Origin of the sequence: Paraburkholderia sp. 35.1, assembly GCF_050436525.1 — a bacterium.
GTDB classification, from domain to species: Bacteria; Pseudomonadota; Gammaproteobacteria; order Burkholderiales; family Burkholderiaceae; genus Paraburkholderia; species Paraburkholderia tuberum.
This window is the reverse complement of record NZ_JBNDMJ010000003.1, coordinates 3,726,197-3,753,136: the sequence shown is the minus strand read 5'-3', so window position 1 is coordinate 3,753,136 and position 26,940 is coordinate 3,726,197. Positions and strand designations below refer to the sequence as shown.

The following is a 26,940-nucleotide window of genomic DNA, read 5'->3' as shown; positions in this document are numbered from 1 at the left end:
ATAGTCCGCCTGGCTCTGAAGCCTGAATGCGATAAAGCCGCCCGTGGGCGGCTTTTTTGTTGCCGCAAGATTTGCAGCAGCGGCGTGCGTGGCTGCCGCAACCAGGAGCCGCCGCACGCGGGCGGCAGCCCCTCGACTCATCAACCGAGCCAGCGACGCGCGTTCTGGAACACGCGCAGCCACGGGCTCGCGTCCGTGCCGATCTCGCCCCAGCCCTGCGGATGCCAGCTCATCTGCACCGCGCGATGCACGCGCTCCATGTGCGGCATCAGCACCGTGAAGCGGCCGTCGGCCGTCGTGACCGACGTGATGCCCTCGGGCGAACCGTTCGGGTTGAACGGATACTGCTCGGTCGCCTGACCACGGTGATCGACATAGCGCATCGCGACCGCGACCTTCGACTTGTCGCCCTGCTGCGAGAAGTCCGCAAAGCCTTCGCCGTGCGCGACCGCGACCGGAATGCGCGAGCCTTCCATGCCGGCGAAAAAGAGCGACGGCGATGCCTGCACCTCGACGAGCGAGAAGCGTGCCTCGAACTGCTCCGACTTGTTGCGCGTGAACTTCGGCCATGCTTCGGCGCCGGGGATCATCGACGCGAGGCTGCTCATCATCTGGCAGCCGTTGCAGATGCCGAGCGCAAACGTGTCGCCACGACTGAAGAACGCGGCGAACATGTCGGCCAGTTGCGCGTTGAAGCGGATCGTCTTGGCCCAGCCTTCGCCGGCGCCCAGCGTATCGCCGTACGAGAAGCCGCCGCACGCGACCGCACCCGCGAAATCGGCGAGGTTCGCGCGGCCCGCGAGCAGGTCGCTCATGTGCACGTCGTGCGCGTCGAAGCCGGCGCGATCGAATGCATAGGCCGTCTCCAGATGCGAGTTCACGCCCTGCTCGCGCAGGATCGCGACGCGCGGACGCGCGCCCTTGCCAACGCCCCGAAGGAAGTCCCCTTGGGGGACGCCCCGAAGGAAGTCCCCTTGGGGGACGAAGGGAGCGGCGACATCGTCGGCCGGATCGAAGCTCAGCACAGGCGTGATGCCCGGGTCGGCCGCATCGAGCAGCGCGTCGTATTCGGCGTCGGCGCAAGCCGGGTTGTCGCGCAGACGCGCGATGCGCCAGCTCACTTCGCTCCACGTGCGATGCAGTTCGGCACGCGGCGCCTCGTAGAGCTTCTTCGCGTCGCGATAGATTTCGATCACGTCGCGCTCGTTGGTCTTGCCGATCACGTGCGAGCACGCCGACAGATCATGCTCGCGCAGCGCGGCGAGCACCGCGTCGCGATCGGCCGCGCGCACTTGCACGACGGCGCCGAGTTCTTCGTTGAAGAGTGCGCGCAGCGTGCGGTCGTCGCGGCGGCCGCTGGTCTGCTTCGCCCAGTCCTTCGCGTCGCCGTAATCGGATTCGTGATGCGCGTCGAGCACGAGCATGTCGACGTTCAGCGACACGCCCGCGTGACCCGCGAACGCCATTTCGCAAACCGTCGCCCACAGGCCGCCGTCCGAGCGGTCGTGGTACGCGAGCAGCTTGCCGTCGCTATTGAGCGCCTGGATCGCGTTGAAAAAGCGCTTCAGATCTTCCGGATCGTCGACGTCAGGCACCGTGTCGCCGACCTGCTGCGTGACCTGCGCGAGAATGCTGCCGCCCAGACGCTGCTTGCCGCGGCCGAGATCGATCGCAATCAGCACCGACTCGCCGACTTCGCTCACGCGCTGCAGTTGCGGCGTCAGATGCTTGCGGACGTCTTCAACCGGCGCGAACGCGGAGATGATCAGCGACACCGGCGCGACCACTTCCTTCGCGACGCCGCTCTCTTCCCAGCGGGTGCGCATCGACAGCGAATCCTTGCCGACTGGAATGCCGATACCGAGCGCCGGGCACAGTTCCATACCGATCGCCTTGACCGTGTCGTAGAGCGCGGCGTCTTCGCCAGGCGCGCCGCACGCGGCCATCCAGTTGGCCGACAGCTTGAGTTTGTCGAGCGACGCGATCGGCGCCGCCGCGATGTTGGTGATCGCCTCGCCGACTGCCATACGGCCGGAGGCCGGTGCGTTGATGACGGCGAGCGGCGTGCGCTCGGACATCGTCATCGCTTCGCCGCTGAAGCCTGCGTAGTCCATCGTCGTGATCGCGACGTCGGCCACCGGCACCTGCCACGGACCGACCATCTGATCGCGCGCGGTCGTGCCGCCGACCGAGCGGTCGCCGATCGTGATCAGAAACGACTTGCTCGCGACCGTCGGATGACGCAGCACGCTCTGCGCGACGTCCTGCAGCGCGAGGCCGGTCACGTCGACCGGTTCGAGCCTGCGCTCGGCACGCTTTACGTCGCGGTGCATACGCGGCGCCTTGCCGAGCAGCACTTCCATCGGCATATCGACTGGCTGGTGCGCGCCTTCCTGCTGTTCGGCGTCGATCAGCTTCAGCTGACGCTCGGCGGTGGCAGTGCCGATCACCGCGAACGGGCAGCGCTCGCGCTTGCACATCGCCTCGAACACCGGCAGATCGGCCGGCGCGATCGCCAGCACGTAGCGCTCCTGCGCTTCGTTCGACCAGATTTCGCGCGGCGACAGACCGCTTTCTTCGAGCTGGATCTTGCGCAGTTCAAACAATGCGCCCTTGCCTGCACCGTCCACCACTTCGGGGAACGCGTTCGACAGACCGCCCGCGCCGACGTCGTGAATACTGAGGATCGGGTTCTTTTCGCCGAGTTGCCAGCACGCGTTGATCACTTCCTGCGCGCGTCGCTCGATTTCCGGGTTGCCGCGCTGCACCGAGTCGAAGTCGAGCTCGGCGGTGTTGGTGCCGGTCGCCATCGAGCTCGCGGCGCCGCCGCCCATGCCGATGCGCATGCCCGGGCCGCCGATCTGGATCAGCAGCGAGCCTTCCGGCAGATCGTGCTTGTGCGTGTGCTGGTCGGAGATATTGCCGATGCCGCCCGCGATCATGATCGGCTTGTGATAGCCGCGCACGAGACCCGCGACGTTCTGCTCGTAGGTCCGGAAGTAGCCGCCGAGGTTCGGCCGGCCGAATTCGTTGTTGAACGCGGCGGCGCCGAGCGGGCCGTCGATCATGATCTGCAGCGGCGAGGCGATGCGGTCCGGGCGGCCGTACGCTTCGTGCTGGTCGGCCGGATTGCGCCGCGCGAGCGGCTGAGCGGTGTCGCGGGCGTTTTCCCACGCCTCGACGCCGTCCGGCAGTTCGAGGTTCGATACCGTGAAGCCCGCGAGGCCCGCCTTCGGACGCGCGCCGCGTCCGGTCGCGCCTTCGTCGCGGATTTCGCCACCTGCGCCGGTCGCGGCGCCCGGGAACGGCGAGATCGCCGTCGGATGATTGTGCGTTTCCACCTTCATCAGCGTGTGCGTGAGCTCGACGCTGCGGCCATAGTGCTCGGGCAATTCGCTCGCGCCGAGCTGCGCCGGCGTGCGCGGAAACCAGCGCTCGGCCATGCCGCCGACCATGATCGCCGAATTGTCCGAATACGCGACGATCGTGCCCTGCGGGTTCAGCTTCTCGGTGTTGCGGATCATGTTGAACAGCGACATGTCCTGCTTCTCGCCGTCGATCGTCCAGTCCGCGTTGAAGATCTTGTGGCGGCAGTGCTCGCTGTTGGCCTGCGCGAACATCATCAGCTCGACGTCGGTCGGATTGCGGCCGAGCTTCGTGAATGCGTCGACCAGATAGTCGATTTCGTCGTCGGCGAGCGCGAGGCCCAGTTCCGCGTTGGCGGTTTCGAGCGCGGCGCGGCCGCTCGCGAGCACGTCGACGGTTTGCAGAAGCTTGGCCGGCAATTCGTCGAACAGATGCAACGCATGGTCGCGCGACGGCGCGACGCTCTCGGTCATGCGATCGTGCAGCGCGGCGGCGACGGCCGCGCGCGCTTCGTCCGACAGCGTCTTCTTGCCGCCGAGCAGGCCGCTTTTCAGCGTCACCGAGTACTCGACGCCGCGCTCGATGCGGCGCACCCGCGTGAGCCCGCACAGATGCGCGATGTCGGTTGCCTTGCTGGCCCACGGCGACACGGTGCCAAAGCGCGGCACGACGAGGAAGGTCTCGACCGCGCCACGCTCCTTGCCTTCTTCGAACGGATTGCCGTAGTGCATCAGCGCCTCGATCTTCGCGCTGTCTTCAGCGGACAGTTCGGTCTGCGCATTGACGAAGTGCAGATACTGCCCGCGCACGCCGGTGATATTCGGGTCGATGCGCGTGAGCGTGTCGAGCAGGCGGGTTTGACGGAAATCGGAGAGGGCCGAAGCGCCGGGGAAACACGAGAAGTGGGCCATGGGACTTGACGTTGCGTCGCTCATTGATGCCGGGGAGCCGCGCATGCAGGCGACGTGAGGCGGAAAGGAAGTCCGGGATTATACCCCGGGAACGGGCTTCCAGCGGGCTCCGGGGTGCGTGGGCGGCGGGCCGCGCCTGCCCGCGCGAGGCGTCGCCGCGGTGCCCGTCGCGTCGCCGCGCGGGTGTTTTGACTGCTATCATTCGCGTTTCACCAGATCGGCGCACGCGACCCGGGTTTCACCCGGCGGCGCGCCGCATGTCACAGCCAGCGGGAACGCGCGCGAGCCGCCCGTCGGCACATCGAATCAGAGCATGGATGTCATCGTCATTGGCGGCGGGGTAGCGGGCGTCGCCACCGCTTATCACCTGCGCGCGGCCGGCCACCGGGTATGCGTCGTCGAGCGTCACGCGACCGTCGCGCAAGGCGCCACCTACGGACAAGGCGGCAACGTGCTGCCGACGCCGCTCGACGTCTGGTTCGGCCCGACCTTCATGGCGAGCCGCTACAACGCGAAAAATGGCGTGATCAGCAAGACCGGCTTCAACGGCGCCGCGCGGCAGTTCATCAAGCAGCTCGGAGCATGGCAGGAACCCGAGGCGTTCGCGCGCCAGTACGCGCTGCTGCGGCCGCTGATCGAATCCTCGCGCGATGCGATGGCCGATGTCGAAGCCCGCTTCGGCCTCGAATTCGAACAGGCGAGCGGTCTGCTGTACCTCGTGCGCAGCGCGCACGAATGGGAGCTGAACGCAGCCGCGCTCGATCTGCTGCACCGGTTCGAGGTGCCGCATCACGTGCTGGGCCCGGCCGAATGCGCGGCGTTCGAGCATGCGGTCCCCACAGATCCCGAATTCGCCGGCGGCGTGCTGTTCGAGCACGAGCGCACCGCGAACTGTCCGCTTTTTACCAAGCTCGTCAAACAGGTGCTCGATACCCAAGGCGGCGTGCAGTTCATGCCGAACTGCGAGGTGACCGGCATTCGTCTCGACAGTCAGCGCGCGGCGGTCGAACTGGCGCCGCGCGACGGCGCGCCCCGCTCGCGCGAGATCGACGTGGTCCAGGCCGACGCCGTCGTGGTCGCCGCCGGTTACGGCAGCCTCGCGCTGCTCGAACGCGCGGGGCTCAGGCTGCCGCTGCATCCGCTGCGGCTGCATTCGCTGGTCGCGCCGATCGCGCACGAGGAATGCGCGCCGCACGTCGCGATCGTCGATGCGGTCAAGCGCATCGGCATCAGCCGCATGAACCATCGGCTGCGGATCGCGGGCGGCGCGGTGGTGCAAAGCGCGAGCCAGATCGACAAGCCGCTCGGCGAAGCGCTGACCAAGGAGGCGCTCGCGTTGCTCGGCCAGGCGACGCACGACTGGATTCCGGGCGCCGCGCGCATTTCGGCGGCGCTGCCGTGGGAAGGCGTGAAACTGCTGTCGCCCGATGGCTTGCCGGTGATCGGCAACGCGCTGCATCCGCGGCTGTTCATCAACGTCGGGCATGGTCCGGCCGGCTGGGGCCTCGCCTGCGGCGCGGGCAAGCTCGTTGCACAGCTGATGTCGGGACAGACGCCGACGTTGCCGCAAGACACGCTCGCTGCATTGAGGCCGGAGCGGTTCCAGTAAGGTTTCGTGCGGTTCCAGGCGGGTATGGCGGGCTGACAGCCCGCTGTCGATACCCCGCGTTCATCGCGCCGCTTCCGCCGCGCGCACCGAAACAGCCGCACGCCGTGCGCCTATCGGCACTAACATAGCGATTCCAAAGTCTGCCCGCCGCGCCGCGGGCGCACCGCCAGGTTTCGCCATGACAGACGCAGAAAACTCGCTGCTCTCCCTTTTCGATCCGCTGACCGACTCGCAGCCGCTTGCGCTGCCGCTGCTGACGCTGACCGACTTGCGGATCGCCGAATCCCAGGCCGCCACGGCCCTGCCCGAGCACACGCTGATGGCGCGCGCCGGTCATGCGGCCGCGCGCTGGCTGCTCGAACGGATCGCCGCGGATACGTCGGTGACGAAGTCGCAGCAGCGCGCGTGGCTGGTCGCCGGCCCCGGCAACAATGGCGGCGACGCGCTGGTCGTCGCGACGGAACTGCACAAGGCCGGCATCGCAGTCGAAGTCTGTATGCCGGTTGAAGTGAAGCCCGCCGACGCGCGCTGGGCGCTCGACGCCGCGCGCGCCGCCGGCGTGCCGATCGATGCGGCGCCGCCCGCCTCGCTCGACGGCTATGGCTGGCTCGTCGACGGTATGTTCGGCATCGGTCTCGTGCGGCCGCTCGACGGCGTCTTCGCGACGCTCGCGCGGCAGTTGTCGCAGCGCACGAAGGCGCGCCCGACACAAGGCGCCGTGCTCGCGCTCGATGTGCCCAGCGGGCTCGACAGCGACACCGGCGCGGTGATCGGCGGCGACGGCGCGGCGGCGGTCCATGCGACGCACACGATCACGTTCATCGGCGCGAAGCCGGGGCTTTTCACCGCGCAAGGCCGTGATCTCGCCGGGCGAGTGACCGTCGCACCGATCGGGCTCGTGGCAGGGATCAACGACGGGGGCAGCCAGGACGCTGCCACCAGCGCCTCACGTGCGGCGATCCAGCTCAGCGCGCCCGATCTCTTCGGCCCCTTCATGCCCCCACGCAACTTCGCGACCAACAAGGGCACCTTCGGCAGCCTCGCGGTGGTCGGCGGCGACACCGGCATGTGCGGCGCGCCGATTCTCGCGGCACGCGCGGCGCTCTACACCGGCGCGGGCAAGGTCCACGTCGCGTTGCTCGGCGAAGGCGCCCCGCCCTACGATCCGCCGCACCCCGAACTGATGCTGCATCCGATCGACACGCTGCCGCTCGATTCGATGGACGCACTCGCGATCGGCTGCGGCATGGGGCACGGCGAACGCGCGACGCGGGTACTGCACGACGTGCTGCAACTCGACGTGCCCAAGCTGTTCGATGCCGACGCGCTGAACCTGGTCGCCAAGGATCCCGCGCTCGCCGCGGAAGTCACCGCGCGCGGCGTGCAAGGCGATCCGTGCATTTTCACTCCGCATCCGCTCGAAGCGGCGCGCCTGCTTGGCAGCGATGCGGCGAGCGTGCAACGCGACCGTCTCGCGGCCGCGCGTGCGCTCGCGGCGCGTTTTGCGAGCGTCGTCGTGCTGAAGGGCGTCGGCACGATCATCGCCGCGCCCGACGGCCGCCTCGCGCTGAACCCGACCGGCAACGCCGCGCTCGCGACGGGCGGCACCGGCGACGTGCTCGGCGGCATCATCGGCGCGCTGCTCGCGCAGCATCTGCCACGCTTCGAGGCGGCGCTCGCGGGCGTCTATCTGCACGGCCTTGCCGCCGATACGCTGACCGCGCAGGGCCACGGCCCCGCCGGGCTGACGGCCGGCGAGCTGGCACCGATGGTGCGTACCTTGTTGAACCGGCTGTTCTATTCGGCGCCGCTTGCTTGACGCGCGCGATTGCTCTGAATACGAATCGGGTCCGCGGCGCTTGTTCACACCGATGACACATCGCGATCCCAATCATTGCGAGCGCGCGCAACGCCCTGCTGCCCGTCGCGCATCCCCGCTATACTGATTGCCTGCGCCGCGCGTCGGGTCGATCGCGGGTCGCGGCGATACTCCAGCGGGTGCGGGCGCCGCCTCGCGTTTTCGCGAAGTTCATCCGCTTCGCGAAGTATCGTCGGCACCTGTCCCGATCCGGGCCGCGTGGCATCGCTCTGACTGCATCGCCGCATCATTCTCGGCCACGCTTCATGCGCGCGCCTTCCTTCGTGCCCCTTGGTTAGACGGACGCTATGACCCAGAACTCGCTCCCCTCCTGGTCCTCGCTGCAGACGCATTACGACACGATTCGCGATGCGCATCTGCGCGACTGGTTCGCCCCCGAGAACGATCCCGCTCCCACGCGCGCCGAACGCTTCACGTTCGCGGGCGGCGGTCTCTCAGCCGATTTCTCGAAGCACCGCATCACCGCCGAAACCCTGCAACTGCTCGTGCAACTCGCCCGCGAAGCCGGCGTCGAAAAGCGCCGCGACGCGATGTTCGCGGGCGAGGTCGTCAACCCGACCGAAGGCCGCGCCGCGCTGCACACGGCCTTGCGCGCAACCGACCCGAAGGCGCCGTTCTTCGCCGAAGTGCAGGCCGAGCGCAAGAAAATGGCCGCGTTCGCCGAGCAGGTCCGCAGCGGCGCATGGACCGGCTACACCGGCAAGCGGATCCGTCATGTCGTGAACATCGGCATCGGCGGCTCGGATCTAGGGCCGAAGATGGTCGTGCACGCGTTGCATCATCTCGCGACGCCCGAGATCTCGACGCACTTCGTGTCGAACGTGGACGGCGCCGATCTGTACAGCGTGATGCAGCAGATCGATCCCGAAGAGACGCTCGCGATCATCGTGTCGAAGACTTTCACGACGCTGGAGACGATGACCAACGCGCGCTCGCTGCGCGACTTTTTCATCCAGAAAGGCTGCCCGGAAAGCGCGCTGGCGAAGCACTTCGTCGGTGTGTCGGCCAATACGGCCGAAGTCGTCAAGTTCGGCATCGCACAAGAGAACGTGTTCTCGATGTGGGACTGGGTCGGCGGACGCTACTCGCTGTGGTCGGCCGTCGGTCTGTCGATCATGATCGCGGTAGGTCCGCAACAGTTCGACGAGTTGCTCGCCGGCGCCAACGAGATGGACCAGCACTTCCGCACCGCTCCGCTCGACAGGAACCTGCCGGTGCTGCTCGGCATGATCGGCATCTGGTATCGCAACTTCTTCGGCTCGCAGAGCTATCTGGTCGCGCCGTATTCGCAGGCGCTGCATTTCCTGCCGTCGTATCTGCAGCAGCTCGAAATGGAGAGCAATGGCAAGTCCGCACGTCTCGACGGCGCGTTCGTCGACTATGCGACTTCCGCAGTCACGTGGGGCGAGCCGGGCACGAACGGTCAGCACGCGTTTTTCCAGATGCTGCACCAGGGCCCGACGATCGTGCCGATCGATTTCATCGCGCTGCTGACGCCCGAGCATCCGCTCGCGAGCCATCATCCGAAGCTGCTCGCGAACTGCTTCGCGCAGAGCGAAGCGTTGATGCTCGGTCGCACGCTTGAAGAAGCGAAGAAGGTGGCCGGCCCCGACAAGCCGGAACTCGCGCCGCACCTGACGTTCCCGGGCAACCGCCCCACCGCGACGCTGCTGCTCGACGCATTGACCGCGCGCACGCTCGGCGCGTTGATCGCGCTTTATGAGCACAAGGTGCTGGTGCAGGCGTCGGTGTGGAACATTAACCCGTTCGATCAGTGGGGCGTCGAACTCGGCAAGATTCTCGGCAAGGTGGTCGAGGCCGATCTGGGCGCGGCGAGTGCCGACGTAAAGAAGCATGACTCGTCGACGGCGGCGCTGATCGCGCGGGCCCGGGCTGCGTTGAAGCGCTGAATGGAAGTCTGGAGTGCACGATAGCGGGCGATAACGCGCCACAAACAGAACGAAGCGGGCTACGGCCCGCTTTGTTTTTGCTTCGACGACGACATGCTCGAGGTACGCGAGCGCAAGCCCGCGATCCTCCAGACCATCAAGCGAGCCGCCCCGCTTCGATCGTCACCGTCGTATCGCAACGCCGCGCGAGTTCGATGTCGTGTGTCACGAGCACGAGCGTCGCGCCGTGCGCGCGATTCATCTCGAACATCAGATCGATCACCGCGTGGCCGGTGGCCGCGTCGAGACTGCCCGTGGGTTCGTCGGCGAACAGGATCGCCGGGCGCGTGACGAACGCGCGCGCGAGCGCGACGCGCTGCTGCTCGCCGCCCGACAGCAGCTTCGGATAATGACCGGTACGCTGCCCGAGCCCAACCTGTTCGAGCAGTTCACGCGCACGCGCGGCGGCCTCGCGTGTGCCGATGCCGCCTTGCAGTTCGAGCGGCAACGTGACGTTTTCGAGCGCGGTCAGATGCGGCATCAACTGAAACGACTGGAACACGAAGCCGACCGCGCCGCTGCGCAACGCGGCGCGGCCGTCTTCGTCGAGCTCGCCGAGTTCGCGCCCGAGCAGCCGAACCGAGCCCGCGCTAGCACTGTCCAATCCCGCGAGCAAGCCGAGCAGCGTAGACTTGCCCGACCCGGATGCACCGACGATCGCGACGCTGCTGCCGGCATCGATGGCAAGATCGATGTGATCGAGAATCGTCAGTTCGCCCGCAGCATCCTTAACCCTCTTGCACAAACCCCGCACTTCAATGACTGGATCAGTTCTGTTTGGCATGGTGAAGCGTAGGTTGAAAGTGCGCGCCATCGCCCCTCGCGCCGCGGCGCTGTCTGCGGCATTCGGCGCGACCATGATGGCCGCCGCGCTGGTTTCGTTACCGTTGCGGGCTCACGCGGCGAATACGCCCGAACCCGCGAAGCCGGTGATCGTCGTGCTCGGCGACAGCATCTCCGCTGAGTACGGGCTGCCCCGCGATACGGGCTGGGTCGCGTTGATGCGTCAGCGTCTGGCCGAAGAGCGCATCGATTATAGCGTCGCCAATGCGAGCATCAGCGGCGACACGACGAGCGGCGGACGCGCGCGTCTGCCCGCGCTGATGGAACGGCTCAAACCGAGCATCGTGATCGTCGAGCTCGGCGCCAACGACGCGTTGCGCGGCGTGCCGCTCTCGACGACCGAGGACAACCTGCGCACGATCATCGAACAGGCGCAGCAAGGCCACGCGAAGGTCGTGCTCGTCGGCATGTACGTGCCGCCCAATTACGGCCCCGACTATACGCAAAAGTTCCACGGCCTCTACGGCCAACTGTCGAAGGAGTTCCACGTGCCGCTCGTGCCGTTTCTTCTCGCCGGCATCGCGGATAAACCGGACATGTTCCAGGCCGATCAGCTCCACCCGACGCAGCAGGCACAGCCGCTGCTACTCAATAACGTGTGGCCCGCTGTCAAGCCACTTCTTCGCACAAGTTCGCCGCACTGAAAGACCTGCTAACGACTTGTTTCCGGAACCTGGGGGAACATGGATCGCCGAGCCGTTCGACAGATGGGCAATCCCTGCCACCCGGCTCATTCTTGAGCGACTTCTGAGGAGATAACGTTGAAATATTTACCGTTAATCGCTTTGACCATTGCCATCTCGGCCTGCGCGGCTCAACCGCCGGCCGGCGTTCAGTCGGTGGGTCAAAGCCAGCAGCCGCCTCGCGCCGTCGCAACCTGCATCGCGCAAAAATGGGCGGATAGTTCGCAACAACAGGTAATCTCGCAAAACATCCTCGCCAACGATCAGGCCATGGACGTCTACGTCCCGGGCCAGCAGCCGCCCAACGGCGCGGCGGCGGTGGTCCGTCCTTCGTATAGCGGTAAGGGCACGTGGGTCGGCTTTCGCGCCGGCGGCGCTGGCGGCGGCAACGCCACCGGCGCGATCAGCGGCTGTCTGTAAAGCTGCCACCCGGCTGTAGATAAAAAAAGCCCCGCAAATGCGGGGCTTGCTTTTGGACGAGCAGGTAATGCTTACTGCGGCTTACTGATCGGCCGGCTGGGCGGCGCTGTCGAGCGTACCGTAGATCTTCACCTTCGAGCGCTCGCGCAGCGCTTTCAGATAGGCCTCGGTCTCCGACTGCGCGTCCACCTGCGCGATCTGCTGCTGCGCGACAGCGAGATGCTGCGCGTCGGTGGCCGCGGGCTGCACGATCTGGTTCACGCGATAGATCGCATAGCCGTCGTCGCCGAGATCGACACCGACGTAGGCCGGCAACTTTTGCGCATCGACCTTGTAGATTGCGCTCAGTGCGGCAGGTGGCACGCCCTGCGCGTCATTGCGCGACACCTTCAGCGGCGACGAGAAACCGGCGGTCGCCTTCGACTTCTCGAACTCGGCCAGTTTCGCGACGCCGTCCTTGTGCGCTGCTTCGTTCGCCTGCACGGCGATCACCTTCTGACGCACCGCGTCCTTCACCGCGTCGAATGCGGGCACGGCAGCGGGCTTGTAGTCGGTCACGCGCGCGGCGATCAGCGTGTTGTTGCCGACGTCGATGGCCTGCGTATTGTTGTGCGCCGATACCGAGTCGTTCGCGAACACGGCTGCGAGGAACTTCGGGTTGTTCAGCGGGCTGTCGGGCGGCAGCTTCGGATCCGGCTGCGGCGTGACCGTCGCGGTCTGGATCTGCAGCTTGAATTTGTCAGCGGCCGGCTGCAGGCTCTTGGCCTTTTCATAGACGAGCGACGTGAAACCTTCCGAACTGTCGGTGAATGCCTTGCTCGCCAGTTGCGTCTTCAGCTCCCTGGCGATCTGGTCTTTCACTTCGTCGAACGACTTCGTGACCGCCGGCTTTACATCGGTGACCTTGATGATGTGGAAACCGAAGTCGGTCTGGACGATGCCGCTGATTTCGTCCTTCTTCAGCGCGAACACCGCGTCGTCGAACGCCTTGCCGCCCGCGATCATGCCGCGGCCGAAGTAACCGAGATCGCCACCCTTCGATGCCGACCCCGGATCCTGCGAGTTCTGCCGCGCGATCTGCGCGAACTGGTCCGGATGCGCCTTGAGCTGCGCGAGCAACTCCTCGGCCTTCTGCTTCGCTTTGGCCTTGTCGGCCGCGCTCGCGTCCTTCGGTGCCGCGATCAGGATATGGCTCGCGCGCACTTCGCCTTCGGTGCGGAAGTGGGCGATGTTGTCGTCGTAGTACTTCTTCAGGTCCGCGTCGCTCGGCTGCACCGATGCGCTCAGCGCGGCCGGCGACATCACCAGGTACTGGATCGTCGCCGTAGCGGGCGTCGCGAAGTCGTTGCGATGCGCGTCGTAGTACGCTTGCAGTTGCGCATCGGTCGGCTGGATCTTCGCCGCGTAATCGTGCGGATGAAACGCGATGCCCTGCACTTCACGCTGCTGCTGCGCGAGCTCGGTCAAGTGCTGCGCGAGCGTCTTCGACGTGAACGCGCTCGCCTCGATGCTCGCGGGCAGTTGTTGCATAGCGAGGTTGTAGCGCACGCGCTCGTCGTACTGATCGGGCGTCATGCCCTGCATCGCGAGCAGTTGCTTGTAGCGGTCGAGGTCGATCGACCCGTCGGGATTCTTCAGCGACGAGATCACCGGATCGGACAGCAGCGCGCGGCGCACCGCTTCGTCCGATGCGCTCAGATGCAGACGCTGCGTTTCGTCGGCAAGCACACGCTGCTCGATCATGCCGTCGAGCATCTGGCGACGGCGCTCCGGCGTGTCGAACGACTTCATGTCGAACTTCGCGCCGAGCATCTGACGCCCGCGGTCGATCTGCTGGCGCATCGCGTCGTCGTATTCGACACGGGTGATCTTGTGACCGTTGACACTCGCGACGTTTGCACTTTCGTCAAAGAAGCCGCGGAAACCCTGAATACCCACGAAACCCAACCCCGGCAAAATGACGAGGATGAGCATGAACATCATCAGGCGTTGGTGATTGCGGAAAAAATCGAGCATGCGTGAGGGGTGCCAAAAACAGAACGCCCGATCTTACAACAGCGGGCAACAAAAAAGGCGAACCGGAGTTCGCCTTTCGTGGATACTGGCGGAGTGGACGGGACTCGAACCCGCGACCCCCGGCGTGACAGGCCGGTATTCTAACCGACTGAACTACCACTCCTTATACTGCACTTTTGCGACTGGAAACACTGCAGCCGAATCTGAAACTGGTGGGTGCTGAGAGGCTCGAACTCCCGACCTACGCCTTGTAAGGGCGCCGCTCTACCAACTGAGCTAAGCACCCGTTTCGTGACTCAGTGCTTGATGTGTTTTCTGCCTTGCCGCTGCCCTCCCCGTGAATCGTTCATGCAGCCGGGTTAAGCAATTCCTCAAGCAGCAAGCGCACTAGTTTAGCGCATCCTTCAGAGCTTTGCCAGGCCTAAATTTAGGAACTTTTGCTGCCTTGATTTTGATCGCGGCGCCCGTGCGCGGATTGCGTCCGGTGCGGGCGGTGCGCTTGCCGACCGCGAACGTGCCAAAGCCGACCAACGTCACAGATCCGCCCTTCTTCAACGTGTTTTTGACGCCCGCGATGACCGCATCGAGTGCACGGCCCGCCGCGGCCTTCGAAATGTCGGCTTGCTGTGCTATGTGATCGATCAATTCCGTCTTGTTCATTCAAACCCCCGTGAATATTTATTGGCAATCGTGACAGTGCTTTCCAGCACCTCCCGCCACGCGGCCGGCGCGAACGCCAGGCCGCCTCATTAGAAGCGGCCGAAACCCTTGTGTCAACCGGGGTTGAGCCTGATCGGCGGTATTTTAGAGGGGCGCTTTTGTCACAGTATGTTGCAGCGGAAAGACTGGCGATGCGGCTTGGCGACGAAGCCGCGCGGGATCGGGTAGGAGGCGGGGTTGCCCCCGCCGTCCTCCCACAACACCGGACGTACGGATCACGTATCCGGCGTTTCCTGACGACTGGATTGCTCCAGCGAGCTTCGTTTCGTTCGTCGTGTCGCCTGTCGTTCAATGGACACCCCAACCTCTCTCAGGCTTCCGGCCGTCAAGTTTGATCGCAGGCTCCCGGCTGTGCCGAGACTTGTGCCCAAACGCTCAGAGAGCACGCGTGACTATCCACTCTCGTCAGGTTCGGCCCTTCACTGCTCCGGTTCCGAGCCGCTACTATGGCCTCTGCTGACTCCCGCCAGCCCATCCCGGCACCTTGCGATGCCAGTAGCACAAGGCAGACTGACGGGGCTCCCAGGGTAATGCGCGCGACCTTCCTGCTTATGCCTGTCGGATCTACGTCGTGGCGTTCCGTGCAAGTATTGGGCTTTACAGATCTTGGACTGCTCACCCCGCCACACCGCCTGATATCCGCTTCCTGTTCGTCAGGCCAGCATTTTGCCTGCGGCTTCCTTCAGATTCCGCCTTACGACGGACACCCTTGCCGTTCAGCTAGCACTTCCCCTTGCCGGGTGTGCAGAGGACTTTCACCCCCAAGTCATCCGGCTCGCCACCACAGCGGGTCGGACAGCGCCAGTCACGGCGCTACGCGCCATGCCTGGCGCACCAAAAAAAAACCGCGGCTCTTGACCGCGGGTTTTCTGCTTCAGCGAACGACACCGCTGCAGAATGCTTTGGTGTCAGCGCGTTCTGACGCGCATCGAACCTTAGTGCTTGACGACGTCCGTCGCGGCATCCTTGCCCGGCTCAGCCCCAACCGGCGCCGAGGGCTTCGGTTCTTCTTCCGGTAACGCCTGCGGTACACGCTCGAGCGCAAGTTCGAGCACCTTGTCGATCCAGCGGACCGGCACGATTTCGATCGCGTTCTTCACGTTGTCCGGAATCTCCGTCAAGTCCTTGACGTTTTCTTCCGGAATCAGCACCAGCTTGATGCCACCGCGATGCGCCGCCAGCAGCTTTTCCTTCAGGCCGCCGATCGGCAGAACTTCGCCACGCAGCGTGATTTCGCCCGTCATCGCGACATCGGCGCGCACCGGAATACCGGTCAACACCGACACCAGCGCGGTCGTCATCGCGATACCAGCCGAAGGACCATCTTTCGGCGTTGCGCCTTCCGGCACGTGGATGTGAATGTCCTGCTTCTCGAACGCTTCGTCCTTGATGCCAAGACGACGCGAACGCGAACGCACGACCGAGCGCGCCGCTTCGACGGATTCCTTCATCACGTCGCCGAGCGAACCCGTGCGGATCACATTGCCCTTGCCCGGCATCACCGCGGCTTCGATGGTCAGCAGATCGCCGCCCACTTCCGTCCACGCGAGACCCGTGACCTGGCCCACCTGATTTTCCTTCGCGGCCAGACCGAAGTCGTACTTGCGCACGCCGAGGAACGTGTCGAGGTTGCTGCCGTCGACCTTCACCGCGCCTTCCGCCTTCTTCAGCAGAAGCATCTTCACGACCTTGCGGCAGATCTTCGAAATTTCACGCTCGAGCGAGCGGACGCCCGCTTCGCGCGTGTAGTAACGAATGATGTCGCGGATCGCAGTTTCCGTCACATCGACCTCGCCATCCTTGAGGCCGTTGTTCTTCTTCTGCTTCGGCAGCAGATAACGCTGCGCGATGCTGACCTTCTCGTCTTCCGTATAACCGGACAGACGAATCACTTCCATCCGGTCGAGCAGCGGCGGCGGAATGTTCAGCGAGTTCGACGTCGCCACGAACATCACGTCCGACAGATCGAAGTCGACTTCGACGTAGTGGTCGGCGAACGTATGGTTCTGTTCCGGATCGAGCACTTCCAGCAGGGCCGACGACGGATCGCCGCGGAAATCCTGACCCATCTTGTCGACTTCGTCGAGCAGGAAGAGCGGATTGCGCACGCCGACCTTGGTCAGGCTTTGCAGGATCTTACCCGGCATCGAACCGATGTACGTGCGACGGTGGCCACGAATCTCGGCTTCGTCACGCACGCCGCCCAATGCCATGCGCACGAACTTGCGGTTCGTCGCGCGCGCGATCGACTGACCGAGCGAAGTCTTACCGACGCCCGGAGGCCCCACGAGGCACAAGATCGGCGCCTTGACCTTGTCGACACGTTGCTGGACCGCGAGATACTCGAGAATGCGTTCCTTCACTTTCTCGAGACCGAAGTGGTCTTCGTCGAGGACGCGCTCCGCATTCGACAGGTCGTTGTTGACCTTGCTCTTCTTGCGCCACGGCAAGCCGATCAGCGTGTCGATGTAGTTGCGCACGACCGTCGCTTCCGCCGACATCGGCGACATCAGCTTGAGCTTCTTCAACTCGGCGTCGGCCTTCTTCTTCGCTTCCTTCGGCATGCGGGCGGCCGTGATACGCTTCTCGAGTTCTTCGAGATCCGCACCTTCTTCGCCTTCGCCGAGTTCCTTCTGGATCGCCTTGACCTGTTCGTTCAGGTAGTACTCGCGCTGACTCTTCTCCATCTGACGCTTCACGCGCCCGCGGATACGCTTTTCGACCTGCAGGATGTCGATCTCGGCTTCGAGCTGCGCGAGCAGATGCTCGAGCCGCTCGATCACCGGGAACATCTCGAGGATGTGTTGCTTCTGGTCGAGCTTGAGCGGCAAATGCGCCGCGATCGTGTCGGCGAGACGCCCTGCCTCGTCGATACCCGACAGCGAGGTCAGGATCTCCGGCGGGATCTTCTTGTTCAGCTTCACATACTGGTCGAACTGCGACACGATCGCGCGACGCAGCGCTTCGGTTTCAGCGCTGTCGGCGTGGTCAGGTTCGAGCGGCATGACTTCGCACGAGAACTGCGTTTCCTGTTCTTCGATGGAAAGCGTCTTCGCGCGCTGCAAGCCTTCGACGAGCACCTTCACGGTACCGTCGGGCAGCTTCAGCATCTGCAGGATGTTGGCGATACACCCTACTTCGTACATGTCCTTTTCGGTCGGCTCATCTTTCGCAGCCGTCTTCTGGGCGACGAGCATGATGTGCTTGCCGCCTTCCATCGCTGCTTCGAGAGCCTTGATCGACTTCGGGCGGCCTACGAAGAGCGGAATCACCATGTGCGGGAAAACGACTACGTCGCGCAGCGGGAGCAGCGGCAGCGTAATGCGTTCCGGCGGGAGGAGTTGGGTTCCTGACATTTCATTTCCCCATGAGTGGAATCAGTTCGTTCGATAGGTGAGGCCAGCAGAAAATATTGCAAGCCTCCGCGTGTGGGAAAAGTTCAGTGACTCCGAAGGTTCAGTGACTCCATAGTTGAGAACAACCAGCCTGACCACACGATAAACGAAAAAGCCGTTCACGTCGCCATGAACGGCCTTTTTGCAGAACTCGAAAGCCGATCAGTTCGAACCCGCGACCTTCGGCGCGTCTTCGTAGATCAGCAGCGGTTTGCCGTCGCCGTCGATAACGTTGTCGTCGATGATGACCTTGCTGACACCTTTCATTTGCGGAAGGTCGTACATGACATCAAGCAATGCCTGTTCCAGAATCGAACGCAGGCCCCGCGCGCCCGTCTTGCGGCGGATCGCCTTGCGCGCCACGGCCTGCAACGCGGCCGGACGGATTTCGAGCTCGACGCGCTCCATGCTGAACAGCTTGTGATACTGCTTGACCAGCGCATTCTTCGGTTCGACGAGAATCTTCATCAGCGCCGCTTCGTCGAGCTTGCCGAGCGTGGCGACCACCGGCAGACGGCCGATCAGCTCCGGAATCAGGCCGAATTTGATCAGATCTTCCGGCTCCACTTCGCGCAGCACTTCGCCGGCGTCGCGGTCCTGCTTGCTCTTCACGCTCGCGCCGAAACCGATGCCGGTCTTCTCGGTGCGATCGACGATGACCTTCTCAAGGCCGTCGAATGCACCGCCGCAGATGAACAGGATGTTCGTCGTATCGACCTGGATGAAGTCCTGGTTCGGATGCTTACGGCCACCTTGCGGCGGCACCGACGCCATCGTGCCTTCGACCAGCTTCAGCAGAGCCTGCTGCACACCCTCGCCCGACACGTCGCGCGTGATGGACGGGTTGTCGGACTTGCGACTGATCTTGTCGATTTCGTCGATGTAGACGATGCCGCGCTGAGCCTTGTCCACCTCGTAATTACAATTCTGCAGCAGCTTCTGAATGATGTTCTCGACGTCTTCGCCGACATAGCCGGCTTCCGTCAGCGTGGTCGCGTCGGCAATCACGAATGGCACGTTCAGAAGGCGCGCGAGCGTCTGCGCAAGCAGCGTCTTGCCGGAGCCGGTCGGGCCGATCAGCAGGATGTTGCTCTTGGACAGCTCGATTTCATCCTTCTTGTCGAGATGCTTGAGGCGCTTGTAGTGGTTGTAGACCGCGACCGCGAGGATCTTTTTCGCGCGCTCCTGACCGATCACGTACTGGTCGAGAATTTCGCGGATTTCCTGCGGGGTCGGCAGATCGGACTTGGACAAGCCGGCCTCGATGCCCGCGCCTGCAGCCTCGTCACGAATGATTTCGTTGCACAGATCGATACATTCATCGCAGATGAATACCGACGGGCCAGCAATCAGTTTCTTGACCTCATGCTGGCTCTTGCCGCAAAACGAGCAATACAACAGCTTTTCGCTGTTAGAACCTTTCTTGTCCGCCATAGATGTGTGAGCCTCCGGACACCGGATTAGATAATACGCCGTTTGCCCCCGCCACGCAGTCTGGGCGCGGCAGGGCTAGTGAGCACGATAACGGCGCTTGCCGCAGACGCCCGGACGGAAGTGGAACATTCACAACCGACCCGATGACGGTTTTGCCGCAACAGTGGGCAAAACAGCAGGGCAAAACCGTACCAGATCAGGGACGCTTGTGCGCCACCTGGTCGACGAGGCCGTACGCCTGCGCGTCATCGCCGGACATGAAATTGTCACGGTCGGTGTCACGCGCGATGCGTTCGACCGGCTGACCGGTGTGGTGCGCGAGCAGATGATTCAGCCGATCCTTCAGGTACAGGATTTCACGCGCCTGGATTTCAATGTCCGATGCCTGGCCGCGCGCGCCGCCAAGCGGCTGATGAATCATCACGCGCGAATTCGGCAGCGCGAAACGCTTGCCCTTAGCACCGGCCGCGAGCAGGAACGCGCCCATGCTCGCCGCAAGCCCCATGCACAGCGTCGAGACGTCCGGCTTGATGAACTGCATCGTATCGTAGATCGCCATACCGGCAGACACGGAGCCGCCCGGACTGTTGATGTAGAAGTAGATGTCCTTGTCCGGATTCTCGCTTTCCAGAAACAGCATCTGCGCAACCACCAGATTGGCCGTCTGGTCGTTCACTTCGCCCACGAGGAACACGATGCGTTCCTTCAGCAGACGCGAATAAATATCATAGGAGCGCTCGCCCCGACCGCTCGTTTCCACGACGATCGGCACCAGACCGAGTGCCTGCGCTTCGAGATCCCGGGACGACTGGGAGGTCAACGTGTCCAGCATTTGGGCGCGAAAGGTCATGCAATGGATCCTTGTCTGGAAATATTCTGAATATTAGCTGCTGGACACAGGTTGGTGCGACGAGCCCGTATTCAAGTGCCGTCTTCGTGTGCGCCGCACGACCGGATCCGCTACGTCACACAGATTCATAGCACAAAAAAACGGCGTGCCGGCCGTCGGTCGCTCCGACAGCCGGCACGCCGTTGCAGCGACGCTTACGCTTGCGCCGTTGCGCTTGCCAGTTCCTCGAAGCTCACTTCCTTGTCCGTCACCTTCGCCTTGCTGAGGACGAAGTCGACGACGTTGGCTTCAACGACATACGCTTCCATTTCAGCAAGACGTTGCTGGTTGGAATAATACCAGCGGACGACTTCCTTCGGGTCTTCGTAGCTTTTCGCGAATTCATCGACTTCGGCACGGATCTGCTCCGGCTTCGCCTGCAGTTCGTTCGCCTTCACCAGCTCGGCCAGCACGAGACCCAGCTTGACGCGGCGCTCGGCCTGCTCCTTGAACATCGCGGCCGGGATCGGCGCGTCCTTCGCGTTCGGCACGCCGCGCTGTTCCAGATCCTGGCGAGCCATCGCGACGAGGCGCTCCTGATCCTGCTCGATCAGCGCGTTCGGGACGTCGAGCTCCGAGATTTTCAGCAGTGCGTCCATCACCTGGTTCTTGACGATGGCTTGCGTGCGGCGCTTCGCTTCGCGCTCGAGGTTGTCCTTGATTTCAGCGCGCATCTTGGTCAGATCGCCGTCTTCGATGCCGAGCGATTTCGCGAATTCGCCGTCGACTTCCGGCAAATGCGGCCATTCGATCTTCTTCATCGTGATCGTGAATTGCGCCGTCTTGCCCGCCACTTCCTTGCCGTGGTAGTCGTCCGGGAACTTCAGGTCGAATTCCTTCGCTTCGCCGACCTTCAAGCCGAGCGCCGCTTTTTCGAATTCCGGCAGCATGCGGCCTTCGCCGAGGATGAAGCCGAAGTCTTCTGCGCTACCGCCCTGGAATGCTTCGCCGTCGATCTTGCCGACGAAGTCGACCGTCACGCGGTCGCCGTCTTTGGCGGCCGTGTCCGCGCCGCCGTCGCCATGCTCGCCTGCCTCGCCGCGAGCGAGGAAGTGCACGCGCTGTTTGCGCAGGATGTCCAGCGTGCGGTCGATTTCCGCTTCGCTGATGCTGGTCATGGTGCGCTCGATTTCAGCCGTGGCGACGTCGCCCAGCTTCACTTCCGGATACACCTCGAAGGTCGCGTCGAACGCGTAGCTGCCTTCACCCGCGTCGGTATTCGGCGCGAAGCTCGGCTGACCCGCGACACGCAGGTTTTCGGTGCGGCTGATGTCGAAAAATTCCTTGCCCACCTTGTCGCTCAGCACTTCGGCTTCCACCTGGCCCGAATACTGTTGCGTCACCATCTTGAGCGGCACCTTGCCCGGGCGGAAACCCGGCATGCGCACGTTCTTCGCGAGTTGACGGATACGCGAATCCACTTCCTTCTGCACGGCATCCTTCGGCAGGGAAATCGTCACGCGGCGTTCGAGCTTGCCGAGGTTTTCAACAACGTTAGCCATGGCTTCAATCGTCCTAAAATTATTCGAGCGAATCAGTTATCTTCTCCGTGCTGCCCGTCGATGTCGCTTCGCATCGATTTGCGCCGATTGCATCGATCACGCACCTGCGCCGCGGGCTTGCAGGCCGTCGGCAGCACGGTTGAGTCCAAAGAGCCAAATATTTTAGCAAACTATTTGCGCGCTTAGCCGGGATTCAATGATTGCATCGAGTTTTCCCTGCATTCCGGGCGTTTTGAGGGCCATTTTCGGTTAGTTTTGACACAGCGAGCGCGATTTGCCGCTGGCATCGCTATCCGGTTAGCGTCGTGCGTTCCTCGGCGCTCTTTCGTCATGCAACAGAACGTTCGCGTGGACGCTCGCACCCGCTCGCGGCCGACGGGTCGTGGCCGCGATCCCGCCTATGCCTTTCGACATATTCAGCCGACGCCCCCATGCTGATAAGCTAACGCACTCGGTCGGGCCGCCACCGCCGGTCACCGGCAGCCGGTCGCTTCATCCGCTCCGGCAACCGCTTACAACGACTCAAACCTCTCAGAGACACCATGCCGAATTCGTCGTCCTCGCCTGTCGTCGTCATCGCTCCCGATTCATTCAAAGGCTCGCTCAGCGCGGAACAGGTCGCGCAAGCGATCGCATCCGGCGTCCAGCGCGCACGCCCCGACGCGAGCGTGCGCATCTGTCCGATGGCCGACGGCGGCGAAGGCACGCTCGACGCAATGCTCACGAGCGGCGGCGAGCGCCGCACGCTTAGCGTGCGCGGCGCGGCCGGTCCGACGCGCGCAGCGCTGACGGGCCTGCTCACGGACGGCGGCGCCATCATCGAAACGGCGGAAATCGTCGGCATTACGGACCCCGTCGGCATGGGCGTGCCGGTCGAGGCGCGCAGCACGCGCGGCATGGGCGAAGCGATTCGGGCGCTGCTTGATGCCGGCGTGCGGCGCTTTTTCGTCGCGCTCGGCGGCAGCAGCACGAACGACGGCGGCGCCGGCCTGCTGACCGGCCTCGGCTTGCAACTGTTCGACGCGCAAGGCAACGTACTCGAAGGCACACCCGAGCAGCTTGCGGGCGTGGCGCGGGTCGATGCGTCGCTGCTCGACGCGCGGCTTGCCGACACGCAGTTCGTCGGCATGTCGGACGTCGACAATCCGTTGACCGGCGCGCACGGCGCGACCGCGATCTTCGGTCCGCAAAAAGGCGTGAAGCCAGAACAGGTCGCGCCGATCGACGCGGCGCTCGTGCGCTTCGCCGATCTGCTCGAAGCCGCGCTCGGCCGCACGGCGCGTGACCTGCCGGGCGCGGGCGCGGCGGGCGGCCTCGGCTTCGCATTGCACATGCTCGGCGCGCAGTTCGAGCCGGGCGCGGAAACCGTCGCGCGGCAAATCGGCCTCGACGCCGCGCTCACGGGCGCCAACTGGCTGATCACCGGTGAAGGCCGTTCCGACGTACAGACGCTGCACGGCAAGGCGCCGTTCATCGCCTGCGCGCATGCGCGTGCCGCGGGCGTGCCCGCCACGCTGCTGTCCGGCGCGATCGACCCCGCCGCGCTGCCGCGTCTTGCCGAATACTTCGGCGGCTGCTTTTCTCCGGCGCCGGGGCCGATCACGCTCGACGTCGCGATTCGCGACGCGGCGCGCCTGCTCGCCAACGAAGCCGAGCAGCTGACGCGCCTGAAATACGGCGTGCGTTGACCCGCGAAACGGTTGCCGCAACAATCACAGCGCCACGACCGTTCCACTCATCACGGGGTGACCATGAAGGACTCCGCCAAAGCCGGGCTCGAGCAGTTCCTCACGTATCGTCTGCATGTACTGAACAAACTGGCCGAGCGCGGCATCAGCGCGCGCTACGCGGCGAAGCTCGACGTGACGCTGCCCGAAGCGCGGGTGATTGCGACGGTGGGATCGTTCGGACCGTTCTCGATCATGGAGTTGGCACGCCATGCCAATCTCGACAAAAGCCAGGCGAGTCGCGCGGCCGAAGCGCTGATCCGGCAGGGACTCGTGCAGCGCGAAGCGAGCGCCGCGGACGGCCGCGTCGTGCTGGTCTCGCTGACGCAGGAAGGCCGCGCGCTGTATCGCAAAGTGATGCCGATCGCGCGCAAGTGGAACGGCGATATGTTCGAGTGCCTCGACGAAGAGGAAAGGGCCGCGTTCGGCGCGGCGCTCGACAAGGTGATCCGTGCCATGAACGCGCGGGAGTGATAGCGCGCGGCGAACCGGCCGTGTTTGAAAAGCGCCGTTTCACGGCATTGGGCGGCGCGTGTCAAAATTGAGCCTCGGCCAACGCGCCTTCACCCTCTTTTTCATCCAGGGACGCTTCAGTGGACATCAACAAACAGGTCGCGGCACTCACCGCGTCGGAACTCCAGACCGCCGGCGCGAGCCAGGCGAGCGCGATCGCGGTCAGCGTCGTACTGCGTCATCTTCGTTCGCCGGAACTGGCGAAACTGCTGTCGTCGGCATTTGAAAATCATCAGGCGGTGATGCTGCAAACGCCGTGGCCGGACCAGATGCTGCAGGCGTTCGAGTCGACGCGCCGTTTCCTCGAAGGCGCCGCGCAAGCGGAATTGCCGGGCTCGCAGGAAGTGCCGGGAACGCCGGGTGCCTGAGTCGCGCGGTCGCGATGAAAGGCAGCGGAGCAACACTGAGGCCTTTCAGAAGACCGCGCAAAAAAGAAAAAACCCCGTCGGTCCAAAGACTTGACGGGGTTTTTCTTGACTACCAATAAGTGGTGCGAGGGAGGGGACTCGAACCCCTACACCCTTGCGGGCGTCAGGACCTAAACCTGGTGCGTCTACCAATTTCGCCACCCTCGCAGCCGGGTACGCCGCAAAGCGTCGCGCCCGATTGTCCTGTGCACTCCCCAGCGCGCTGAACACGTGCCCGAAAGCGTAAGCGCGAGATTCTAACCGATTGATTCGCGCTTGTCTGCACCCGACGGTATCTGCGCGCGCGACGCCGATGCTACAATTTTCGGCTCGTCGAGACGGGCGCCGCGACGGACGTCGGCGCCCTTCTCGCCAGTCCTTCCCCACACTCTCATCCCGTGAATTTCGACGACTATTGCCAGCAGAAAGCGGCGCCCCCAGGATCGAGCACCTACTATGCGCTTCGCCAGGCGCGCGCCGCCAGTCAGCCGCTGTTGACGGCGCTCTTCGCATTGCGTCGCGAGTTCGAGGAAACGGTCAAGGAGACGAGCGATCCGGCGGTCGGCCGCACGAAGCTCGCGTGGTGGCAGAAAGAAATTGCCGCGCTGGCCGCCGGCTCGCCGTCGCATCCGGTGTCCAAGGCACTCGCGGCCTATCTGCCCGACGCGCAGGCCGAATATCCGGCTCTGCAGGAACTGCTCGCGGGCTTCGAGATGGATCTCGACCAGGCACGCTATCTCGACTATCCGAACCTGCGGCGCTATGTGCAGGGTGTCGGCGGCAATTTTGCGTCGCTGGTGTCGCGCGCGGCTGCAACCGGGTCGGCCGACGATGCCGCGCATGCGTCGGCGTGGGCCGCTCCGCTCGGCGAGGCGCTGATGCTCGCGCAGTTCGTCGCCGAAACCGGCAACGATGCCCGGCACGGCCGCATCTACGTTCCGATCGACGAGATGCAACGCTACAACGTCACCGCCGCCGATCTGATCAACCGCAAATACACCGACGCTTTCACCGAGCTGATGCGGTTCGAAACGAATCGCGCGCGCGACGCGGTGCAGACCGCGCTCGCCGCGGTGCCCGCCAGCGCGCGGCGCGCGCAGCGCACGCTGCTCGCGCTCGCGGCGCTTGCGTTGGCGTTGCTCGATGAAATCGAGCGCGACGATTATCACGTGCTGCATCAACGCATCGCGTTGACGCCGATCCGCAAGCTATGGATCGCGTGGCGCGCGAAGTAGCCTGAGCGCCGGGCGCGTCGATTCGCGCCCAGCGCCCAGCGCTCACGCCCGCAGCAACGGCAGCGGCTCGAACCGCTGCTGCAGAGTCGCAGGCGCGTCCAACCCCCACCAGGCCCGAGCACCGTCGCATAAAGCTGGCGAAAATCCACGCCGACCGGCAGGTTGCCATTCCCATCGAGCCGCGCAAGCATCGGCGGCACGCCAAACAAACCGCCCTGCACGCGACCGCCCGTCACGAAGTACGGCGCCACCGTGCCGTGATCGGTGCCGTTGCTCTGGTTCTCGCGCGGACGGCGCCCGAATTCCGCGTACGTCATCACGAGCGTATCGTTCCACCGGCCCAACTCGACGAGCGCGGCCTGCATCGCCACCATCCCTTCCGCGAACTGTTTGAGCAACTCGGCCTGTTGTCCCGGCTGGTTCTGGTGCGTATCGAAACCGTTCAGCGTTAGCCGGATCACGGCCACGCCCTGCCCGCTCAACGGCTGCTCCAGTGGCGCGCGTCCGGCGCCAGCTATCTTCAGCGTGTCCGAAGCGGCCAGCACCTGCATTGCCGTTTTGATCGAACTGCCGAACGCGCCGCCCGGAAACGCGGTCTTCAACTGAGGCTGCCTTTGCGTCGCACGCAGACGACCGGCCGGTTTCACGATGTCGTTTTCGACGTCGAGAATAGGCGCGAGCGCGGGATTGACCAGCGCGATCGCGCGCGCGCCGTTTGCGAGCGGCCCCATTTCGGCGCTGCCGACCACGACGCCGTCGGCCGCGAAACCGATGGGCACCGGCCTCATCGCGAACGCGCGCGTGAGCCAGCCGTCGCGCAGATATTGGTCGGAGCGTGACGCGGTATCCCAGCTCTCGATCGAACGGAAATGCGAGAGGTTCGGCTGCGCATAGCTGACGCCCTGCACGATCGCGAGCTGCCGGCTGCGCCAGAGCGGCATCAGCGGCTCCAACGCGGGATGCAGCGCGGTGCGCTCGTCGAGCTGGATCATCTGTTCGCGTTTGATGCCGATGTTTTTGCGCAGCACGAGGTACGCAGGATCGGCGAACGGGATCACGGTGTTCAAACCGTCGTTGCCGCCTTTCAGCGTCGAACTGTTGATCCAGGACGCGCCGCCCGGCCATCCTTTGAGGTTCGGCGGATAGAACAGGTTGTCGCCGAGCGCGCGTAGCGTCACCTCGATGTCATAACCGCTCGCGCGAAACTGCATGGCGATCGGCTCGACGCGTGCCGGGTCCGGCGTGTCGGAGATGCGACGCTGATCCGGCGTCCATGCGTTGCGCTCGGCGCGCGTTGGGATCGGCTCGAATACAGTCGGGAGGTCGCGATATCGCTTCGCGGCGCGCGCTCGTGAGTGGCGTGACATCGTGAGCCGAGGCGCCTGTATGCACCAAGACGCGCACAAAAACGCGCCGGCGCTGGCGACTCAACGGAGCAGCGG

At 64.4% G+C, this 26,940-nt stretch carries 17 protein-coding genes, 3 tRNA genes and 1 pseudogene; 9 read left to right on the top strand and 12 right to left on the bottom strand.

Going from position 1 to position 26,940, the window contains the following annotated elements; all coding sequences use genetic code 11:
• Nucleotides 1-140: 140 nt before the first annotated feature.
• Nucleotides 141-4,277 carry a phosphoribosylformylglycinamidine synthase gene (gene purL, locus OKW27_RS37575; protein ID WP_429336417.1) on the bottom strand — a complete coding sequence of 1,379 codons (4,137 nt, stop codon included), beginning with the start codon at nt 4,275-4,277 and terminating at the stop codon, nt 141-143.
• Between the two features lie 313 nt (nt 4,278-4,590).
• Here purL and OKW27_RS37570 point away from each other — a divergent pair, with 313 nt between their 5' ends.
• The 3 genes from OKW27_RS37570 (at nt 4,591) to pgi (ending at nt 9,675) form a co-directional block, all read left to right on the top strand.
• Nucleotides 4,591-5,886: an FAD-dependent oxidoreductase gene (locus OKW27_RS37570; protein WP_429336416.1), complete on the top strand. Its 1,296-nt coding sequence runs from the start codon at nt 4,591-4,593 to the stop codon at nt 5,884-5,886.
• A gap of 178 nt (nt 5,887-6,064) precedes the next feature.
• Nucleotides 6,065-7,705: an NAD(P)H-hydrate dehydratase gene (locus OKW27_RS37565; RefSeq protein ID WP_429336415.1), complete on the top strand. Its 1,641-nt coding sequence runs from the start codon at nt 6,065-6,067 to the stop codon at nt 7,703-7,705.
• 347 nt (nt 7,706-8,052) lie between these two features.
• Nucleotides 8,053-9,675, top strand: coding sequence for a glucose-6-phosphate isomerase (gene pgi, locus OKW27_RS37560; RefSeq protein WP_429336414.1), 1,623 nt, complete (start codon nt 8,053-8,055; stop codon nt 9,673-9,675).
• A 136-nt stretch (nt 9,676-9,811) separates the two neighbouring features.
• Here the strand turns inward: pgi and OKW27_RS37555 are convergent, their stop codons facing one another.
• Complete coding sequence (locus tag OKW27_RS37555; protein WP_429336413.1) at nt 9,812-10,498, bottom strand: ABC transporter ATP-binding protein; 687 nt, start codon at nt 10,496-10,498, stop codon at nt 9,812-9,814.
• Here OKW27_RS37555 and OKW27_RS37550 point away from each other — a divergent pair.
• Nucleotides 10,497-11,201, top strand: a complete 705-nt coding sequence (locus OKW27_RS37550) for an arylesterase (protein ID WP_184003517.1) — start codon at nt 10,497-10,499, stop codon at nt 11,199-11,201. The genes OKW27_RS37555 and OKW27_RS37550 overlap by 2 nt on opposite strands.
• A 117-nt stretch (nt 11,202-11,318) precedes the next feature.
• Nucleotides 11,319-11,660 carry a hypothetical protein gene (locus OKW27_RS37545; protein WP_090804745.1) on the top strand — a complete coding sequence of 114 codons (342 nt, stop codon included), beginning with the start codon at nt 11,319-11,321 and terminating at the stop codon, nt 11,658-11,660.
• Nucleotides 11,661-11,741: 81 nt separating this feature from the next.
• Here OKW27_RS37545 and OKW27_RS37540 read toward each other — a convergent pair whose 3' ends face one another.
• The 8 genes from OKW27_RS37540 to tig form a co-directional block, all read right to left on the bottom strand.
• The gene (locus tag OKW27_RS37540) at nt 11,742-13,676 is read right to left on the bottom strand and encodes a SurA N-terminal domain-containing protein (RefSeq protein WP_429336412.1); all 1,935 of its coding nucleotides are present in this window, start codon (nt 13,674-13,676) and stop codon (nt 11,742-11,744) included.
• A gap of 86 nt (nt 13,677-13,762) precedes the next feature.
• Nucleotides 13,763-13,839: transfer RNA gene (locus OKW27_RS37535), tRNA-Asp, on the bottom strand.
• A 47-nt stretch (nt 13,840-13,886) separates the two neighbouring features.
• Nucleotides 13,887-13,962, bottom strand: a tRNA-Val gene (locus OKW27_RS37530).
• A gap of 101 nt (nt 13,963-14,063) precedes the next feature.
• Entirely contained in the window at nt 14,064-14,336 is a 273-nt protein-coding gene (locus OKW27_RS37525; RefSeq protein WP_018418077.1) for an HU family DNA-binding protein, read from the bottom strand.
• Nucleotides 14,337-15,331: 995 nt separating this feature from the next.
• Nucleotides 15,332-17,752 carry an endopeptidase La gene (gene lon, locus OKW27_RS37520; protein WP_018418078.1) on the bottom strand — a complete coding sequence of 807 codons (2,421 nt, stop codon included), beginning with the start codon at nt 17,750-17,752 and terminating at the stop codon, nt 15,332-15,334.
• A 201-nt stretch (nt 17,753-17,953) separates the two neighbouring features.
• Entirely contained in the window at nt 17,954-19,225 is a 1,272-nt protein-coding gene (gene clpX, locus OKW27_RS37515) for an ATP-dependent Clp protease ATP-binding subunit ClpX (RefSeq protein WP_013089402.1), read from the bottom strand.
• A 196-nt stretch (nt 19,226-19,421) separates the two neighbouring features.
• Nucleotides 19,422-20,075 carry an ATP-dependent Clp endopeptidase proteolytic subunit ClpP gene (clpP, locus tag OKW27_RS37510; RefSeq protein WP_013089401.1) on the bottom strand — a complete coding sequence of 218 codons (654 nt, stop codon included), beginning with the start codon at nt 20,073-20,075 and terminating at the stop codon, nt 19,422-19,424.
• Nucleotides 20,076-20,269: 194 nt separating this feature from the next.
• Nucleotides 20,270-21,616: a trigger factor gene (tig, locus tag OKW27_RS37505; protein ID WP_090804742.1), complete on the bottom strand. Its 1,347-nt coding sequence runs from the start codon at nt 21,614-21,616 to the stop codon at nt 20,270-20,272.
• Nucleotides 21,617-22,158: 542 nt separating this feature from the next.
• On the opposite strand from tig, the gene OKW27_RS37500 reads away from it, so the two are divergent.
• The 3 genes from OKW27_RS37500 (at nt 22,159) to OKW27_RS37490 (ending at nt 24,224) form a co-directional block, all read left to right on the top strand.
• Nucleotides 22,159-23,304, top strand: coding sequence for a glycerate kinase (locus tag OKW27_RS37500; protein ID WP_429336411.1), 1,146 nt, complete (start codon nt 22,159-22,161; stop codon nt 23,302-23,304).
• 63 nt (nt 23,305-23,367) lie between these two features.
• Nucleotides 23,368-23,817 carry a MarR family winged helix-turn-helix transcriptional regulator gene (locus OKW27_RS37495; protein ID WP_184063596.1) on the top strand — a complete coding sequence of 150 codons (450 nt, stop codon included), beginning with the start codon at nt 23,368-23,370 and terminating at the stop codon, nt 23,815-23,817.
• 119 nt (nt 23,818-23,936) lie between these two features.
• The gene (locus tag OKW27_RS37490; RefSeq protein ID WP_090804736.1) at nt 23,937-24,224 is read left to right on the top strand and encodes a hypothetical protein; all 288 of its coding nucleotides are present in this window, start codon (nt 23,937-23,939) and stop codon (nt 24,222-24,224) included.
• 120 nt (nt 24,225-24,344) lie between these two features.
• Here OKW27_RS37490 and OKW27_RS37485 read toward each other — a convergent pair.
• Nucleotides 24,345-24,431, bottom strand: a tRNA-Leu gene (locus OKW27_RS37485).
• A 230-nt stretch (nt 24,432-24,661) separates the two neighbouring features.
• Here OKW27_RS37485 and OKW27_RS37480 point away from each other — a divergent pair.
• Nucleotides 24,662-25,498 (top strand): squalene/phytoene synthase family protein, encoded by an 837-nt coding sequence (locus OKW27_RS37480; protein WP_429336410.1) that lies wholly within the window; start codon nt 24,662-24,664, stop codon nt 25,496-25,498.
• 42 nt (nt 25,499-25,540) lie between these two features.
• Here the strand turns inward: OKW27_RS37480 and OKW27_RS37475 are convergent.
• Nucleotides 25,541-26,586 (bottom strand): annotated as a pseudogene (locus tag OKW27_RS37475) (DUF1501 domain-containing protein); the annotation flags it as partial.
• Nucleotides 26,587-26,940 lie beyond the last annotated feature (354 nt).

What these genes read in the sequence shown, in the direction of transcription:
- lon (WP_018418078.1), bottom strand. Translation starts at nt 17,752, where the DNA reads ATGTCAGGAACCCAACTCCTCCCGCCGGAACGCATTACGCTGCCGCTG.
- clpP (WP_013089401.1), bottom strand. Translation starts at nt 20,075, where the DNA reads ATGACCTTTCGCGCCCAAATGCTGGACACGTTGACCTCCCAGTCGTCC.
- OKW27_RS37550 (WP_184003517.1), top strand. Translation starts at nt 10,497, where the DNA reads ATGGTGAAGCGTAGGTTGAAAGTGCGCGCCATCGCCCCTCGCGCCGCG.
- purL (WP_429336417.1), bottom strand. Translation starts at nt 4,277, where the DNA reads ATGGCCCACTTCTCGTGTTTCCCCGGCGCTTCGGCCCTCTCCGATTTC.
- OKW27_RS37555 (WP_429336413.1), bottom strand. Translation starts at nt 10,498, where the DNA reads ATGCCAAACAGAACTGATCCAGTCATTGAAGTGCGGGGTTTGTGCAAG.
- OKW27_RS37540 (WP_429336412.1), bottom strand. Translation starts at nt 13,676, where the DNA reads ATGCTCGATTTTTTCCGCAATCACCAACGCCTGATGATGTTCATGCTC.
- OKW27_RS37565 (WP_429336415.1), top strand. Translation starts at nt 6,065, where the DNA reads ATGACAGACGCAGAAAACTCGCTGCTCTCCCTTTTCGATCCGCTGACC.
- tig (WP_090804742.1), bottom strand. Translation starts at nt 21,616, where the DNA reads ATGGCTAACGTTGTTGAAAACCTCGGCAAGCTCGAACGCCGCGTGACG.
- clpX (WP_013089402.1), bottom strand. Translation starts at nt 19,225, where the DNA reads ATGGCGGACAAGAAAGGTTCTAACAGCGAAAAGCTGTTGTATTGCTCG.
- OKW27_RS37495 (WP_184063596.1), top strand. Translation starts at nt 23,368, where the DNA reads ATGAAGGACTCCGCCAAAGCCGGGCTCGAGCAGTTCCTCACGTATCGT.
- pgi (WP_429336414.1), top strand. Translation starts at nt 8,053, where the DNA reads ATGACCCAGAACTCGCTCCCCTCCTGGTCCTCGCTGCAGACGCATTAC.
- OKW27_RS37500 (WP_429336411.1), top strand. Translation starts at nt 22,159, where the DNA reads ATGCCGAATTCGTCGTCCTCGCCTGTCGTCGTCATCGCTCCCGATTCA.
- OKW27_RS37525 (WP_018418077.1), bottom strand. Translation starts at nt 14,336, where the DNA reads ATGAACAAGACGGAATTGATCGATCACATAGCACAGCAAGCCGACATT.
- OKW27_RS37570 (WP_429336416.1), top strand. Translation starts at nt 4,591, where the DNA reads ATGGATGTCATCGTCATTGGCGGCGGGGTAGCGGGCGTCGCCACCGCT.